The sequence below is a fragment of the Pseudomonas sp. yb_5 genome, from assembly GCF_043103865.1.
GTDB lineage: Bacteria > Pseudomonadota > Gammaproteobacteria > Pseudomonadales > Pseudomonadaceae > Aquipseudomonas > Aquipseudomonas putida_Y.
Window position 1 is genome coordinate 37,999 of the sequence record NZ_JBICKE010000084.1, and the last position, 15,215, is coordinate 53,213.

At 62.9% G+C, this 15,215-nt stretch carries 14 protein-coding genes and 1 pseudogene; 9 read left to right on the forward strand and 6 right to left on the reverse strand.

Going from position 1 to position 15,215, the window contains the following annotated elements; translation table 11 throughout:
* The first annotated feature begins 65 nt into the window (after nt 1-65).
* Complete coding sequence (locus ACF8GF_RS13955) at nt 66-1,358, forward strand: NAD(P)/FAD-dependent oxidoreductase (protein ID WP_392487787.1); 1,293 nt, start codon at nt 66-68, stop codon at nt 1,356-1,358.
* A 200-nt stretch (nt 1,359-1,558) separates the two neighbouring features.
* On the opposite strand, the gene ACF8GF_RS13960 is transcribed toward ACF8GF_RS13955, so the two are convergent.
* On the reverse strand, nt 1,559-1,789 hold the full coding sequence (locus tag ACF8GF_RS13960; protein ID WP_176682871.1) for a DUF1127 domain-containing protein: 231 nt from the start codon (nt 1,787-1,789) through the stop codon (nt 1,559-1,561).
* A 178-nt stretch (nt 1,790-1,967) separates the two neighbouring features.
* On the opposite strand from ACF8GF_RS13960, the gene ACF8GF_RS13965 reads away from it, so the two are divergent.
* Both ACF8GF_RS13965 and ACF8GF_RS13970 read left to right on the forward strand, forming a co-directional pair.
* The gene (locus tag ACF8GF_RS13965; RefSeq protein WP_176682872.1) at nt 1,968-3,398 is read left to right on the forward strand and encodes a PLP-dependent aminotransferase family protein; all 1,431 of its coding nucleotides are present in this window, start codon (nt 1,968-1,970) and stop codon (nt 3,396-3,398) included.
* Between the two features lie 60 nt (nt 3,399-3,458).
* Complete coding sequence (locus ACF8GF_RS13970) at nt 3,459-5,012, forward strand: phospholipase D family protein (protein ID WP_209969152.1); 1,554 nt, start codon at nt 3,459-3,461, stop codon at nt 5,010-5,012.
* A gap of 35 nt (nt 5,013-5,047) precedes the next feature.
* On the opposite strand, the gene ACF8GF_RS13975 is transcribed toward ACF8GF_RS13970, so the two are convergent.
* Nucleotides 5,048-6,187, reverse strand: coding sequence for an MFS transporter (locus ACF8GF_RS13975; protein ID WP_392461493.1), 1,140 nt, complete (start codon nt 6,185-6,187; stop codon nt 5,048-5,050).
* A 109-nt stretch (nt 6,188-6,296) separates the two neighbouring features.
* Entirely contained in the window at nt 6,297-7,790 is a 1,494-nt protein-coding gene (locus ACF8GF_RS13980; protein WP_021785237.1) for an aldehyde dehydrogenase, read from the reverse strand.
* A 196-nt stretch (nt 7,791-7,986) separates the two neighbouring features.
* On the opposite strand from ACF8GF_RS13980, the gene ACF8GF_RS13985 reads away from it, so the two are divergent.
* Both ACF8GF_RS13985 and ACF8GF_RS13990 read left to right on the forward strand, forming a co-directional pair.
* Nucleotides 7,987-8,346: a cupin domain-containing protein gene (locus ACF8GF_RS13985; protein WP_010955786.1), complete on the forward strand. Its 360-nt coding sequence runs from the start codon at nt 7,987-7,989 to the stop codon at nt 8,344-8,346.
* Between the two features lie 95 nt (nt 8,347-8,441).
* Nucleotides 8,442-8,645 (forward strand): hypothetical protein, encoded by a 204-nt coding sequence (locus ACF8GF_RS13990; protein WP_020190325.1) that lies wholly within the window; start codon nt 8,442-8,444, stop codon nt 8,643-8,645.
* A gap of 65 nt (nt 8,646-8,710) precedes the next feature.
* Here ACF8GF_RS13990 and rpmG read toward each other — a convergent pair whose 3' ends face one another.
* Both rpmG and rpmB read right to left on the reverse strand, forming a co-directional pair.
* On the reverse strand, nt 8,711-8,866 hold the full coding sequence (gene rpmG / locus ACF8GF_RS13995) for a 50S ribosomal protein L33 (protein WP_003253507.1): 156 nt from the start codon (nt 8,864-8,866) through the stop codon (nt 8,711-8,713).
* 11 nt (nt 8,867-8,877) lie between these two features.
* Nucleotides 8,878-9,114 carry a 50S ribosomal protein L28 gene (rpmB, locus tag ACF8GF_RS14000; RefSeq protein WP_003253504.1) on the reverse strand — a complete coding sequence of 79 codons (237 nt, stop codon included), beginning with the start codon at nt 9,112-9,114 and terminating at the stop codon, nt 8,878-8,880.
* A gap of 361 nt (nt 9,115-9,475) precedes the next feature.
* Here rpmB and ACF8GF_RS14005 point away from each other — a divergent pair, with 361 nt between their 5' ends.
* Complete coding sequence (locus tag ACF8GF_RS14005; RefSeq protein ID WP_176682876.1) at nt 9,476-11,065, forward strand: ABC transporter substrate-binding protein; 1,590 nt, start codon at nt 9,476-9,478, stop codon at nt 11,063-11,065.
* A 134-nt stretch (nt 11,066-11,199) separates the two neighbouring features.
* On the opposite strand, the gene radC is transcribed toward ACF8GF_RS14005, so the two are convergent.
* Nucleotides 11,200-11,880: a DNA repair protein RadC gene (gene radC / locus ACF8GF_RS14010; RefSeq protein WP_176682877.1), complete on the reverse strand. Its 681-nt coding sequence runs from the start codon at nt 11,878-11,880 to the stop codon at nt 11,200-11,202.
* Between the two features lie 125 nt (nt 11,881-12,005).
* Here radC and coaBC point away from each other — a divergent pair, with 125 nt between their 5' ends.
* The 3 genes and pseudogenes from coaBC to ACF8GF_RS14025 all read left to right on the forward strand — a co-directional run.
* A complete protein-coding gene (gene coaBC / locus ACF8GF_RS14015; protein ID WP_176682878.1) occupies nt 12,006-13,217 on the forward strand; it encodes a bifunctional phosphopantothenoylcysteine decarboxylase/phosphopantothenate--cysteine ligase CoaBC in 1,212 nt (403 codons plus the stop codon).
* Between the two features lie 5 nt (nt 13,218-13,222).
* Nucleotides 13,223-13,678 carry a dUTP diphosphatase gene (gene dut, locus ACF8GF_RS14020; protein ID WP_176682879.1) on the forward strand — a complete coding sequence of 152 codons (456 nt, stop codon included), beginning with the start codon at nt 13,223-13,225 and terminating at the stop codon, nt 13,676-13,678.
* 144 nt (nt 13,679-13,822) lie between these two features.
* Nucleotides 13,823-15,190: pseudogene (locus ACF8GF_RS14025) on the forward strand (phosphomannomutase/phosphoglucomutase); the annotation flags it as partial.
* Nucleotides 15,191-15,215: the final 25 nt, after the last annotated feature.

Consider the following 15,215-nt stretch of genomic DNA (forward strand, 5'->3'; position numbering starts at 1 on the left):
TTGCCCCCTTCTTGATCCCGAGCTTATCCTCCATTTTTGGCCGATAACAACTCAGGACCTACCCAATGATCCACAGCGCGCAGCACGCCGCCTCCTATTACGCCGCCAGCAGCGCGCCACACCCCGACCACGCCTTCCTGCAAGGCGAACACAACGCCGACGTGTGCATCATCGGCGGCGGCTACTCGGGCCTGAACACCGCCATCGAGCTGGCCGAGCGTGGTTTCTCGGTCATCCTGCTGGAAGCGCGCAAACTTGGCTGGGGTGCCAGTGGGCGCAATGGCGGTCAACTGATCCGTGGAGTCGGTCATGGTCTGGAGCAGTTCCTCCCGGTCATCGGCGAGGAAGGCGTGCGCACCCTGAAGCTGATGGGCCTGGAGGCCGTACAGATCGTGCGCGAGCGGGTAGAAAAGCATGCCATCGCCTGTGACCTGGCCTGGGGCTACTGCGACCTGGCCAACAAACCCGCCGAGCTGCTGGGCTTCGCCGAAGACGCCGAGGAGCTGCGCAGCCTGGGCTATGCACATGAGTTGCGGCTGGTCGGCAAGGACGATATCCACAGCGTGGTCGGTGCCGACTGCTATGTGGGGGGGCTGGTCGACATGGGCTCCGGGCATCTGCATCCGCTCAATCTGGCATTGGGTGAAGCCGCCGCAGCCGCCCGCCTGGGCGTGAAGTTGTTCGAGCAATCCGAAGTCACCCGCATCGACTACGGCACTGAAGTGCAGGTGCATACAGCCCAAGGCCTGGTACGCGCAAAGACCTTGGTACTGTGCTGCAACGCCTACCACAACGACCTCAACCGCGAACTGGGCGGCAAGGTGCTGCCGGCCGGCAGCTACATCATCGCCACCGAGCCGCTGGGCGAAGAACGCGCACGCGCCTTGCTGCCGCAGAATATGGCGGTGTGTGACCAGCGCGTGGCGCTGGACTACTACCGCCTGTCCGCCGACCACCGCCTGCTGTTTGGCGGTGCCTGCCACTATTCAGGCCGCGACCCGAAGGACATCGCCGCCTACATGCAGCCGAAGATGCTCAAGGTGTTCCCGCAGCTTGCCAACGTGCGCATCGACTACCAGTGGGGCGGCATGATCGGCATTGGTGCCAATCGCCTGCCGCAGGTTGGCCGCCTGGCCAGCCAGCCGAACGTGTATTACGCCCAGGCCTACTCGGGCCATGGGCTCAACGCCACCCACTTGGCCGCGCGCCTGCTGGGTGAAGCCATCAGTGGCCAGGAAAGCGGGCGCTTCGACCTTTTCAACAAGGTGCCGCACATCACCTTCCCTGGCGGCAAGCACCTGCGCTCGCCACTGCTGGCGCTGGGGATGCTGTGGCATCGCCTGAAAGAGCTGGCCTGAAAGTCCCCATCCTTGTGGCAGCAACTGTCTTGCTTAAAATCTAAAAGCTGACTAGCCCCCTGTGGGAGCGGGCGTGCCCGCGAACACGGGCGAAGCCCGTGCCATCCTCCGCGACGCCTGCTTCGCGGGCATGCCCGCTCCCACAGGGTCGGTGCAAGTTTCAAGTCTGGGGCACAACAGGCCCTCCAGCGACCACTGTGTCAGTCCTTCCAGAAGGCTTTCCGCCCTTCGATCCGGGCCTGCTCCCAGCTCAGCCCGACATCGCGCAACTCGTCATCGGTCAGTTGCAGCAACGCCCTGCGGGTATGCCAGCGATGCAACATCAGCCCCCAACGCCCCAAACCCTCTGGCGCGTTGAACACCTTGGCCTGCTGCCCGGCTTCCAGTTCCTTGGCCAACAGTTGCAAGCGCACATCGCTCATGCCTCCCATCACCGCATCCTCCCGTTCAGTTGTTACCGTGGAGAAAGCATGCGCGTCGGCACCCTCGACAATACAGATCCAATACAGCCTTATTATTCCCATACAGAATTGGCCGCTGGCCGACTGAATGCTGTATTTTCAGCCCAACTGTACCGGTCGCTATGCCAATGCAGCGCAGGAGTATGCCGTGACCCTCTACCTGAATCTCGCCGAAATACTCGGCGCCCGCATCGAGCAGGGCCTCTATCGCCCCGGCCAGCGCCTGCCGTCTGTGCGCGCACTGAGTGAGGAGCACGGGGTCAGCCTGAGCACCGTGCAGCAGGCCTATCGCATGCTCGAAGACAGCGGCATGGTCTTGCCGCGGCCCAAGTCCGGCTACTTCGTCAGCGACCAACGGCAGTTGCCGGCACTACCCGCAATCAGCCGCCCGGCCCAGCGCCCGGTGGACATCTCCCAGTGGGAGCAGGTGCTGGAACTGGTACGAAGCAACCCGCGCCAGGACGTGGTGCAGCTCGGTCGCGGCATGCCCGACATCGACAGCCCTACCCTGAAGCCGCTGCTGCGCAGCCTCGCCCAGTTGAGCCGGCGCCAGGACATGCCTGGCCTGTACTACGACAACATCCACGGTAACCTGGCCCTGCGCGAACAGGTGGCCCGGCTGATGCTCGACTCCGGCTGCCGCCTGGGGCCCGCCGACCTGGTGATCACCACCGGCTGCCATGAGGCGCTGTCATGCAGCATCCGCGCGGTCTGCGAGCCAGGCGACATCGTCGCAGTCGACTCGCCCAGCTTCCACGGCGCCATGCAAACCCTCAAAGGCTTGGGCATGAAAGCGCTGGAAATCCCCACCGACCCGGTCACCGGCATCAGCCTGGAGGCGCTGGAGCTGGCCTTGGAGCAGTGGCCGATCAAGCTCATACAGATCACCCCCAGCTGCAACAACCCGCTGGGCTACATCATGCCCGAAGCACGCAAGAAGGCCCTGCTGAGCCTTGCCCAGCGCTATGACGTGGCGATTCTGGAAGACGATGTGTACGGCGACCTGGCCTATACCTACCCACGCCCACGCACCCTGAAGTCGTTCGACGACGATGGCCGCGTGCTGCTCTGCAGTTCGTTCTCCAAAACCCTCGCACCCGGCCTGCGGATCGGCTGGGTGGCACCCGGGCGCTACCTGGAGCGAGTGCTGCACATGAAGTACATCAGCACAGGCAGCACCGCCAGCCAGCCTCAGCTGGCCATTGCCGACTTCATCGCAGGCGGGCACTACCAGCCCCATGTGCGGCGCATGCGCAGCCAGTACCAACGTGGCCGCGACCTGATGAGCGACTGGGTGACCCGCTACTTCCCGGCGGGGACCCGGATCAGCCGGCCCCAGGGTGGCTTCATGCTCTGGGTGGAGCTACCCGAACATCTCGACACGCTTCGGCTGAACCGCGCGTTACTGGAGCAGGGCGTGCAGGTTGCCGTGGGCAGCATCTTTTCGGCCTCGGGCAAGTTCCGCCACTGCCTGCGCATGAACTTCGCCGCCAGGCCAACGCCACAAATCGAAGCCTCCGTGCGCAAGGTCGGTGAAACCGCCCTTCGTCTACTGGATGAAGAAAGCGTCGACGCGTAACTTTGCGCCGCCCGTCACGGTCAAATCCCTAAAGCCCTTGCTGTACAGGACGGTTCACCTTTGAGACTCCAGCGAGCGTTGCCTCTGCTGCTGGTGTTGTTGCTCGGCCTTGCCGGTTGCACAAGCATCAGCGTGCCCCGCGAAACCAGTCAGGCGTTGCCTGCCAACGACTCGGCCTTTGGCCGCTCGGTGCTGCGCCAGGCCGCGCCCTATGGCGGCCGCTCGGGCTTTCGCTTGCTGCCCAACAGCAACGAGGCCTTTCGCGCCCGTGCTGAACTGATCCGCAACGCCCAGGCGAGCATCGACCTGCAGTACTACATCGTCCACGACGGCCTCAGTACCCGCGCCCTTGTGCATGAACTGCTACGCGCTGCCGACCGTGGCGTGCGCGTACGCATCCTGCTCGACGACACCACCAGCGATGGCCTGGACACCGTCATGGGCACCCTCGATGCCCACCCGAACATCCATATCCGTGTGTTCAACCCACTGCACCTGGGGCGCAGTACCGGCGTCACGCGCGCCGTGGGCCGGCTGTTCAACTTGTCGCGCCAGCACCGGCGCATGCACAACAAGCTGTTCCTGGTGGACAACAGCATGGCCATCGTCGGCGGGCGCAACCTGGGCGACGAGTATTTCGATGCCGAGCCCAACCTCAACTTCACCGACATCGACCTGCTGGGCGTGGGCCCGGTGGCCGAGCAACTGGGGCACAGCTTCGACCAGTACTGGAACAGCGCCCTCAGCCGGCCGATCACCGACTTCCTCTGGCATGACCCGGATGCCAACGACCTGCGTGCCAGCCGCCATCGTCTGGAAGTGTCGCTGGCCGAAGCAAGGACCCAGCGCAAGGCCCTGTACGACCGGTTGATGGCCTATCAGTCGCAGCCGCACCTGGATGTGTGGCGCAACGAGCTGATCTGGGCTCACGCTCAGGCGCTATGGGATGCGCCCAGCAAGGTGTTGGCCGAAGACGAGCCGGACCCGCAATTACTGCTGAGCCAGCAACTGGCACCGGACTTGGCTAACGTGCACCGCGAACTGGTCCTGGCATCGGCCTACTTTGTACCGGGTGAGCCGGGGCTGCTGTACCTGACCGGCCGCGCCGATGCAGGGGTTTCGGTAAAGCTGCTGACCAACTCGCTGGAAGCCACCGACGTGCCGGCAGTGCATGGAGGCTACGCACCCTACCGTCGTGCCTTGCTTGAACACGGTGTGCAGCTTTACGAGCTTCGCCGCCAGCCAGGCGACCCCAGCGCGGGACGATTGAGTTTCCGTGGCAGCTCGGATTCAAGCCTGCACACCAAAGCGATCGTGTTCGACCGACGCAAGACCTTCATCGGCTCGTTCAACTTCGACCCGCGCTCCGTGTTGTGGAACACCGAGGTCGGGGTACTGGTGGACAGCCCGGAACTGGCCGAATACACCCGCGAGCTGGCCCAGCAGGGTATGGCGCCTGCGCTGAGCTATCAGGTGAAACTGATAGGTGACAAGCTAGTGTGGGCGACCGAGGACAATGGCCAACGGCACGTGCTGACGTCTGAGCCGGGTGGGATCTGGCGGCGGCTCAATGCCTGGATCAGCAAGGCGGTTGGCTTGGAGAAGATGCTGTAACTGCGACTTCCGGGGGCCTTGCGCTCCAAAAACCATCAGGCAGAGACCGGCTCGAAGGCTCCGCGCCGCCGGGTCAATACCACCAGCCCTGCAGCCCCGGCCGCCATCAGGAACAGCAACGCATGCCCGCTGATCCACTGGCTCCCCGCACCCGCCAACAACGGCCCGAGCAAACAGCCGATACCCCACAGCTGTGCCACGTGGGCATTGGCACGCACCAACTCATCATCGCGGTAGCGCTCACCGATCAGCACCAGCGACAAGGTGAACAAGCCGCCGGCACTGGCGCCGAACAACACCCACAATGGCCAGATAACCGGCGTGTGCAACAGCAGCGGGATTGCCAGGCTGGACACCAGCAGGGTCACCGCACAGCCGGTGAACAGGGTGCGTCGCGACATATGGTCGGCCAGCGCGCCGATGGGCAACTGCAGCACCGCATCACCCACCACCACGGTACTTACCATGAACAAGGCGATTTCGGTGGTGAAGCCCTGCTGCAGGCAGTACACCGGCAGTAAAGTGAGGATCATCGCCTCGAACGAGGCGAACAGGGCAATGGCCCAGGCAATTACCGGCAAGCGTCGGCAGAAGGCGAACAGGTCGCCAAAGGTGACACTACAGGCCTCCGTGCTCGGTGCTCCACCACGCCCCAGCAGAACCAGCGGCGCGGCCAGCAGCAGACCGGTCGCTGCCCAGAAGCCGAAGTCGTCATCAGAGCCGAGAAAGCCCAGCACCAACGGCCCTGCCAGCTGGCTCAGGGCGTAGCTGCTGCCATACAGCGCCACCAACCGGCCACGCCACTGTTCGACCACCAGTTGGTTGATCCAGCTTTCGCCGAGGATGAACACCACGGTCAGGGACATGCCGATCATCAGCCGCAGCAGCAGCCACAACGGGTAACTAGGCAGCAGCGCGAGCAGACCAATCGACATCGCCCCGCCCCACAGGCACAGGCGCATCGCCGAGGGCACGCCAACCCAGCCTGCCAGGCGGCTGGCCAGGCTGGCCCCGGCCAATACACCCAACGCCGGCATTGCCGCCATCACGCCGATGGCGAAGCTGCCGTAGCCCCAGGCCTCCAGGCGCAGGGACACCAGCGGCATGCTCACGCCGAGCGCCAGCCCGACACTGAGCACCGATGCCAGTACGGCGAAGTAGGTACCCCAACGCATTGCAGCCTCCCAGCCAATATTTCTAGAGGCCCATTCGCGGGCAAGCCCGCTCCTGCACGGTCGCGAAGACCTGCAGGAGCGGGCTTGCCCGCGAAAAGGACCTACTGGATTACAGCTTGATCCAGGTCGCCTTCAACTCAGTGTATTTCTCCAGCGCGTGCAGCGACTTGTCACGGCCGTTGCCCGACTGTTTGAAACCACCGAACGGCGCGGTCATGTCGCCACCGTCGTACTGGTTGACCCAGACGCTGCCCGCACGCACGGCACGGGCGGTCTTGTGGGCCTTGGAGATGTCCGAAGTCCAGATGCCCGCCGCCAGACCATACGGCGTGTCGTTGGCAATGGCCACAGCTTCTTCGGCAGTGTCGAAGGCAATCACCGACAGCACCGGGCCGAAGATTTCTTCCTGAGCAATGCGCATGGCGTTGGTCACGCCGTCGAAGATGGTCGGCTCGACGTAGGTGCCGCCGGTCTCTTCCAGGGTGCGCTTGCCGCCGGCCAACAGCTTGGCGCCGTCCTTGTGGCCAGCCTCGATGTACGACAGCACGGTGTTCATCTGCTGAGTATCGACCAGAGCACCGACAGTGGTCTGTGGGTCCAGCGGGTTACCTGGTTTCCAGCCTTTCAGGGCCTCTACAACCATCGGCAGGAACTTGTCCTTGATCGAACGCTCGACCAGCAGGCGGGAGCCTGCGGTGCACACTTCGCCCTGGTTGAAGGCGATGGCGCTGGCGGCGGCTTCGGCGGCAGCTTGCAGGTCCGGGGCGTCGGCAAAGACAATGTTCGGGCTCTTGCCGCCGGCTTCCAGCCAGATGCGTTTCATGTTCGACTCGCCCGCGTAAACCATCAGCTGCTTGGCGATCTTGGTCGAACCGGTGAACACCAGGGTGTCGACGTCCATGTGCAGGGCCAGCGCCTTGCCCACAGTGTGGCCGTAGCCTGGCAGCACGTTCAGCACGCCAGCCGGGATACCGGCTTCGATCGCCAGCTGGGCGATGCGGATGGCGGTCAGCGGCGATTTTTCGGACGGTTTGAGCACGACCGAGTTACCGGTGGCCAACGCTGGGCCAAGCTTCCAGCAGGCCATCAGCAGCGGGAAGTTCCACGGTACGATCGCACCGACCACACCCACTGCTTCGCGGGTAACCAGGCCAAGCTGGTCGTGCGGGGTCGGGGCGACTTCGTCGTAGACCTTGTCGATGGCTTCGGCAGTCCAGTGAATGGCATTGGCCGCGCCCGGGATATCGATACTGGAGGAGTCGCCGATCGGCTTGCCCATATCCAGCGTTTCCAGCAGTGCCAGCTCTTCGACGTTCTTGCGCAGCAGGTCGGCAAAGCGGATCAGCTTGGCCTTGCGCTTGGCGGGGGCCAGCTGCGACCACACGCCGGAGTTGAAGGTGGCGCGGGCGTTTTCCACAGCGCGGTTGGCATCGGCCAGGTCGCAGCTGGCAACCTTGGCCAGGAAGCGTCCGTCGACCGGGCTCAGGCACTCGAAGGTTTCACCGGATGCGGCATCGGTGTATTCGCCGTTGATGAAGGCACGCCCTTCGATCTTCAGTTGCTGGGCACGTTGTTCCCAGTCCGCACGGGTCAGGGTGGTCATACGAAACTCCTCCTCTTGTTTAGGTGCAACGCCGCACTGAGGACTCACAGGCGTTGTCAGAATTCTGGCCGGGCGCCGAGCGCACACTGGCAAGCGATACCCTAAACCAGCCGGTGTAAACTATCAATATATTTGACACGGAAGGCTCAAAAGCCTACTGATGTTCATTTTATTAAACAACAACAGGAGCCGAACCATGAGTATTGATAGCATCATCGACTTCGCGCAGGTCATCACCGAAGCTGAACGCTACCGCCCGGCAGCGGAGAAAATTCTCAAGGGCGAGCCGGACCAGGCGGTCTACAACCACTATTCCAGCCCGTGCGGGCAGTTTGCCGCTGGCGTATGGGAAGGTGAGGTGGGCCAGTGGACAGTGAACTACACCGAGCACGAATACTGCGAGATCGTCCAGGGCGTTTCGGTGCTGCGCGACGAGGATGGCGGGGCGAAAACCCTGCGTGCCGGCGATCGCTTTGTAATCCCCGCCGGCTTCAAAGGCACTTGGGAGGTGCTGGAGCCTTGCCGCAAGATCTATGTGATGTTCGAGCAGAAGTAACCACAGCAGTATCTATGTAGCGCAGGCAATTCGCAGGCATGCGTGAGGATGGCCCTGCCCATGTCGGGCCATCCAACTTCAACAGGAAGAACACCATGACCAACGAAGAAGTGCTGCGAACCCTCGCCCACCTGGTCGGCACCCCTTACGCGCCAGCGCTCAAAGACACCATCCGCACCCTTACCGGCCGCACCCGGGTGGTCGGCCCCAACGAAATGTGCACCCGCGAGTACGACGTCGAGCGCATCCAGATCAAGGCCGGTGCCGACCTGCTGATCCAGGGCTTCGACTTCAACTGACCCGGCAGCAGGCATAAAAAAACCCGCCTCCTTTCGGAAGCGGGTTTTTTCAGGTCGCCGATCAATTACTTGATCTTGGCTTCCTTGTACACCACGTGCTTGCGAACAACCGGATCATATTTCTTGATCTCGATTTTGTCCGGGGTGGTGCGCTTGTTCTTGTCGGTGGTGTAGAAGTGGCCGGTACCGGCACTCGAAACCAGACGGATCAATTCACGCATGATGCTCTCCCTTAAACCTTGGCGCCAGCTTTACGGATGTCAACCAGAACGGCGTCGATGCCGCGCTTGTCGATGATACGCATGCCTTTGGCGGAAACGCGCAGACGCACGAAACGCTTCTCGGATTCAACCCAGAAACGGTGGTGCTGCAGGTTCGGCAGGAAACGACGACGGGTTTTGTTGTTTGCGTGGGAAATGTTGTTCCCGGTTACTGGACCCTTACCAGTAACTTGACAGACTCTCGACATGACTCAGCCCTCTAAAACCACATGCCCAACCCGGCATGGGTTGGCCGCTTAATCTCTCAGTCTTTGGCGCCTGGGCGCCGTGATTCTGGAGGCCTTATCGACCGGATCCGCTTATGCGACAGGCCGAGCCCCTAGAAAAGAGCGCTGCTTTATACCAGAAAGACTTGGCTGCAACAACAGTAGATGCACATTGCCGCAAGCCAGAACGCGCCGGGCCAGCATAGCGGCAGGCCCCGCCAGTCGTCGACCGCTCGTCGCAACATTTGCAAAAAAGGGTGTGGTCATTTACCGGCGGGCGCACTAGGGTAGGCCTTTTCCAGACTGCACTGGCAGATGGGCCACTGACAGCCAAGGAGCCACCATGCGTGCCGCCGCACTTTCCTTATTGTTCACTTCCCTGTTCGCCGCCGGCGTTGCCCAGGCCGCTCCGCTGAGCGTTTGCAGCGAGGCCAGCCCCGAAGGCTTCGACGTGGTGCAGTACAATTCGCTCACCACCACCAACGCCACCGCCGACGTACTGATGAATCGCCTGGTGGAGTTCGACGCGGCGCAAGGCAAGGTGGTGCCGAGCCTGGCGACCAGCTGGACGGTATCGGCCGACGGCCTGGTGTATGACTTCACCCTGCGCGATGACGTGAAGTTTCACAGCACCGCCTATTTCAAGCCAAGCCGCAAGCTGAATGCCGACGATGTGCTGTTCAGCTTCCAGCGTATGCTCTACCCGGCCCATGCCTGGCACAAGACTGCGCCGGGCGGCTACCCGCATGCCCAATCGCTGCAGTTGGGCAGCCTGATCAAAGCGATCGATGCACCCGCGCCGAACACCGTGCGCTTCACCCTCAGCCACCCGGACGCCACCTTCCTGGCCACCCTGAGCATGGGCTTCGCCTCGATCTACTCCGCCGAATATGCCGACAAGCTGCTGAAGGCCGGCACGCCGGAGAAGCTGAACAGCCGACCGATCGGCACCGGGCCGTTCGTGTTCCAGCGTTTCCAGAAAGACGCCGTGGTACGCTACCGCGCCAACCCGGACTACTTCGCCGGCAAGCCGGCGGTCGACCCGCTGATCTTCGCCATCACAACCGATGCCAACGTTCGCCTGCAGAAGCTCAAGCGTGGCGAGTGCCAGGTTGCCCTGTCGCCCAAGCCGTTGGACATTGCCGAAGCGGGCAAGGACGGCAACCTCAAGGTGGCCGCTACACCGGCATTCATGACGGCCTTCGTCGCCATCAACAGCCAGCACCCACCCCTGAACAAGCCGGAAGTGCGCCAGGCCATCAACCTGGCCTTCGACAAGCAGGCCTACCTCAAGGCCGTGTTCGAAGACTCTGCAGTGGCAGCCAACGGCCCCTATCCGCCCAACACCTGGAGCTACGCCAAGGACCTGCCCGGCTACCCGCTGGATGTGAAGAAAGCCAAGGCCCTACTGGCCAAGGCCGGCCTGGCAGAAGGCTTCAGCACCACCATCTGGACCCGGCCCTCGGGTAGCCTGCTCAACCCCAACCCCAGCCTTGGCGCGCAGATGCTGCAAGCCGACCTGGCCAAGATTGGTATCAAGGCGGAAATCCGCGTGATCGAATGGGGCGAGCTTATCCGCCGCGCCAAGGCTGGCGAGCATGACTTGCTGTTCATGGGCTGGGCAGGCGACAACGGCGATCCGGACAACTTCCTCAGCCCGCAGTTTTCCTGTGCGGCGGTCGAGTCAGGGACCAACTTCGCACGCTTCTGCGACAGCCGCCTCGACCAGTTGATCAGCGCCGGGCGCACCACCAACGACCAGAGCGTGCGCAGCCGGCTGTACCAGCAGGCGCAGACGCTGATCCAGCAGCAGGCGCTGTGGGTGCCACTGGCGCACCCGACGGCGGCGACCTTGCTGCGCCAAGGCGTCGAGGGGTACCAGGTGAGCCCGTTCGGGCGGCTGGATTTCAGCAAGGTGTCGGTCACCAGGTAAGCCTGTACCGGCCTCTTCGCGGGTAAACCCGCTCCTACAGGACAGCGCCAGCCTGGCAGTTGACGCTACCCCTGTAGGAGCGGGTTCACCCGCGAAAGGGCCCGTACTGACCCTACAAGGCGCTCAGTACTCCCTCAGGCCACAATCCACCCATGCTCGACCATCGACAACGGCTCCCCGTCACCAATGATGATGTGATCCAGCACCCGCACGTCGATCAACGCCAACCCCCGCTTCAACGACAGGGTCAAATGCACATCGTCCTGACTCGGTTCACTGATCCCTGAAGGATGGTTGTGGCACAGGATCAATGCCGCAGCGTTGTGCACCAACGCCCGCCGCACCACCTCTCGCGGATAGACACTCGCCCGATCTATCGTGCCCCTGAACAGGATCTCAAATGCCAGTGGTCGGTGCTTGGTATCGAGAAACAGACACCCGAACACCTCGCTGGCCTCATGCCTGAGCATGGCTTTCAAGTAGCGTCGCACCGCTGCCGGGTTGTCCATGGCAGACTCCCGCTCAATCGACGTTGCAAGGTGCCTGCGGCCGATCTCAAGCAGTGCCTGCAGCTGGCTGTACCTCACCGGGCCCAACCCAAGCTCGCCGACGAAGGCCTCGCGGTCAGCCTCCAGCAACCGGCGCAAGCTGCCGAACTTCACCAACAAGCCTCGCGAAAGCTCCACGACATTACGCCCACGTACGCCTGAGCCGAGAAAAACGGCCAGCAGCTCCGTATCTGTCAGGCTCCCTGCCCCTCGCTGCAACAACTTCTCCCTAGGCCGTTCTTCCGCCGGCCACTCCCTGATGTTCATTCCACCCCTGCCTTTGCTGCGGCCCATTTCGGCCCTGTGTTAATCTATTTCGCCTCGTACATGCGACGTTCCGCCGCAGGCATTTCAAACGTCGTCGCCCGCTCTCACTGGAAAAAGGCAAGCCTATGCAGCGGCTGTATCGCAAGCGCATCGTTCTCGGCGTGGGTGGCGGCATTGCCGCCTACAAAAGCGCCGAGCTGATTCGCCGTCTCCTGGAGCACGGCGCGCAGGTGCGCGTCGTCATGACCCGGGGTGGTGCAGAATTCATCACCCCGCTGACCCTGCAGGCACTGTCGGGCCACCCGGTACACATGGACCTGCTCGACCCGGCCGCCGAAGCTGCCATGGGCCATATCGAACTGGCCAAGTGGGCAGACCTGGTGCTGATCGCCCCAGCCACCGCCGACCTCATGGCACGCATGGCCCAGGGCATGGCAGACGACCTGCTGACCACGCTGGTGCTGGCCACTGACGCCACCGTCGCCGTGGCGCCGGCGATGAACCAGGCCATGTGGCGTGACCCGGCCACCCAGGCCAACCTCGAGCAGCTCAAGAGCCGTGGCATTCAGGTGTTCGGCCCGGCATCCGGCAGCCAGGCCTGTGGTGACGTCGGCCTGGGGCGCATGCTCGAAGCCACCGACCTGGCCTGGTGCGCCGCAGAAAGCTTCAAACGCCAGGCTCTGACCGGCAAGCACGTGCTGATCACCGCCGGGCCGACCCAGGAAAACATCGACCCGGTGCGCTACATCACCAATCATAGCTCCGGCAAGATGGGCTTCGCCTTGGCCGAAGCGGCCGCCGAAGCAGGAGCTCGGGTTACCCTCGTCACGGGCCCTGTGCACTTGCCAACCCCTGACCGGGTCAGCCGTATCGACGTCGTCAGCGCGCGAGACATGCTCGCGGCCTGTGAAGCGGCCATGCCGTGCGACCTGTTCATCGCCTCGGCAGCGGTTGCGGACTACCGCCCCGAAGTGGTTGCCACACAAAAACTGAAGAAAGATCCTACGACCGGCGACGGCATGCTGCTGCAGATGGTGCGTAATCCCGATATCCTTGCCACCATTGCTGGCCGCGCCGACCGCCCGTTCAGCGTCGGCTTTGCCGCCGAAACCGAACACTTGCTCGATTACGCCACGCGCAAGCTCAAGGACAAGAACCTCGACTTGATCGTCGCCAATGATGTGGCCAACCCCAGCATCGGCTTCAACAGCGAAGAAAACGCCTTGACCGTGATCGACCGCCAGCAGCACCAGACCCTCTTCGCGCAGACCAGCAAGGGCAAGATCGCCCGGCAACTGGTCGCCTTCATCGCCGAACGGCTCAACCAGGTTCAATAAGTTACATGCACGCTCTTCAAGCCAAGATCCTCGACCCACGCCTGGGTAGCGAATTCCCGCTACCCGCGTACGCCACCCCCGGCTCCGCCGGCCTCGACCTGCGCGCCCTGCTCAAGGAAGACACCGTCCTCGAGCCAGGCCAGACCATTCTGATTCCTACCGGCCTGTCGATCTACATCGGCGACCCAGGCCTGGCGGCAGTCATCCTGCCACGCTCGGGCTTGGGCCATAAGCACGGCATCGTGCTGGGCAACCTGGTCGGCCTGATCGACTCGGACTACCAGGGCGAGCTGATGGTGTCGTGCTGGAACCGCGGAAACACGCCGTTCACCATCGCGGTTGGCGAGCGCATCGCCCAGCTGGTGCTGGTACCGGTGGTGCAGGCTCACTTCGACATCGTCGAAGCGTTCGACGAAAGCCAGCGTGGCGCTGGCGGCTTCGGTCACTCCGGCAGCCACTGAGCCGGCAGATGACCGTTCAGGCCAAGGATGGCGAACTCTCTGGCGAAACCACCGTCCAAGCGTTCAGTTTGCGCCTGCCCAGAAAGCCTTTGACTAATGGAGCTTCCAGAGATGAACGACATGGCCCACCTGGTCCCCGCCGCATTGCCCGACAGCATTTTCCGCGCCTATGACATACGTGGTGTGGTCGGCAAGACCCTTCACGCCGAAACCGCCTACTGGATCGGCCGTGCCATCGGCGCGCAAAGCCTGGCCCAGGGCGAACCGCAGGTATCGGTAGGGCGCGATGGCCGCCTGTCGGGCCCGATGCTGGTGGAACAACTGATCAAAGGCCTGGTCGATGCGGGCTGCCATGTCAGCGACGTCGGCCTGGTGCCCACCCCGGCACTGTACTACGCCGCCAACGTGCTGGCCGGCAAGTCTGGTGTGATGCTGACCGGCAGCCACAACCCGTCGGACTACAACGGTTTCAAGATCGTCATCGCCGGTGACACCCTGGCCAACGAACAGATCCAGGCCCTGCTGACCCGCCTGAAAACCAACGACCTGACGCTGGCCCCGGGCCGCGTGGAGAAGGTCGAGATCCTCGACCGCTACTTCCAGCAGATCGTCGGCGACGTGAAGCTGGCGAAAAAGCTCAAGGTGGTGGTGGACTGCGGCAACGGCGCCGCCGGTGTGATTGCACCGCAATTGATCGAAGCCCTGGGCTGCGAAGTGATCCCGCTGTTCTGCGAGGTCGACGGCAACTTCCCCAACCACCACCCGGACCCGGGCAAGCCAGAGAACCTCGAAGACCTGATCGCCAAGGTCAAGGAAACCGGTGCCGATATCGGCCTGGCCTTTGACGGTGACGGCGACCGCGTCGGCGTGGTGACCAACACCGGCAGCATCGTCTACCCCGACCGCCTGCTGATGCTGTTTGCCCAGGACGTGCTGGCGCGCAACCCGGGCGCCGAGATCATCTTCGACGTCAAATGCACCCGCCGCCTGACCCCGCTGATCGAACAGCACGGTGGCCGCGCCTTGATGTGGAAAACCGGCCATTCGCTGATCAAGAAAAAGATGAAGCAGACCGGTTCGCTGCTGGCAGGCGAGATGAGCGGTCACATCTTCATCAAGGAACGCTGGTACGGTTTTGACGACGGCATCTACAGCGCCGCGCGCCTGCTAGAGATCCTCAGCAAGACCGAGCAGAGCGCCGAAAACCTGTTCGCCGCCTTCCCGAACGATATTTCCACGCCGGAAATCAATATTGATGTGACCGACGAGGGTAAATTCAGCATCATTGATGCACTGCAACGCGACGCCGACTGGGGCGAAGCCAGCCTGACCACCATCGACGGTGTGCGGGTCGACTACGCCAATGGTTGGGGCCTGGTTCGCGCCTCCAACACCACCCCGGTGCTGGTGCTGCGTTTCGAGGCCGACAGCGACGCCGAATTGCAACGTATCAAGGATGTTTTCCGCACCCAGTTGCTGCGGGTAGAGCCTGAGCTGCAACTGCCGTTCTGACCGACTATCTGTTCCTTACAGGAGC

What these genes read in the sequence shown, in the direction of transcription:
- rpmB (WP_003253504.1), bottom strand. Translation starts at nt 9,114, where the DNA reads ATGTCGAGAGTCTGTCAAGTTACTGGTAAGGGTCCAGTAACCGGGAAC.
- ACF8GF_RS13980 (WP_021785237.1), bottom strand. Translation starts at nt 7,790, where the DNA reads ATGACCACCCTGACCCGTGCGGACTGGGAACAACGTGCCCAGCAACTG.
- ACF8GF_RS13985 (WP_010955786.1), top strand. Translation starts at nt 7,987, where the DNA reads ATGAGTATTGATAGCATCATCGACTTCGCGCAGGTCATCACCGAAGCT.
- dut (WP_176682879.1), top strand. Translation starts at nt 13,223, where the DNA reads ATGCACGCTCTTCAAGCCAAGATCCTCGACCCACGCCTGGGTAGCGAA.
- ACF8GF_RS14005 (WP_176682876.1), top strand. Translation starts at nt 9,476, where the DNA reads ATGCGTGCCGCCGCACTTTCCTTATTGTTCACTTCCCTGTTCGCCGCC.
- ACF8GF_RS13960 (WP_176682871.1), bottom strand. Translation starts at nt 1,789, where the DNA reads ATGGGAGGCATGAGCGATGTGCGCTTGCAACTGTTGGCCAAGGAACTG.
- rpmG (WP_003253507.1), bottom strand. Translation starts at nt 8,866, where the DNA reads ATGCGTGAATTGATCCGTCTGGTTTCGAGTGCCGGTACCGGCCACTTC.
- radC (WP_176682877.1), bottom strand. Translation starts at nt 11,880, where the DNA reads ATGAACATCAGGGAGTGGCCGGCGGAAGAACGGCCTAGGGAGAAGTTG.
- ACF8GF_RS13990 (WP_020190325.1), top strand. Translation starts at nt 8,442, where the DNA reads ATGACCAACGAAGAAGTGCTGCGAACCCTCGCCCACCTGGTCGGCACC.
- ACF8GF_RS13975 (WP_392461493.1), bottom strand. Translation starts at nt 6,187, where the DNA reads ATGCGTTGGGGTACCTACTTCGCCGTACTGGCATCGGTGCTCAGTGTC.
- coaBC (WP_176682878.1), top strand. Translation starts at nt 12,006, where the DNA reads ATGCAGCGGCTGTATCGCAAGCGCATCGTTCTCGGCGTGGGTGGCGGC.
- ACF8GF_RS13955 (WP_392487787.1), top strand. Translation starts at nt 66, where the DNA reads ATGATCCACAGCGCGCAGCACGCCGCCTCCTATTACGCCGCCAGCAGC.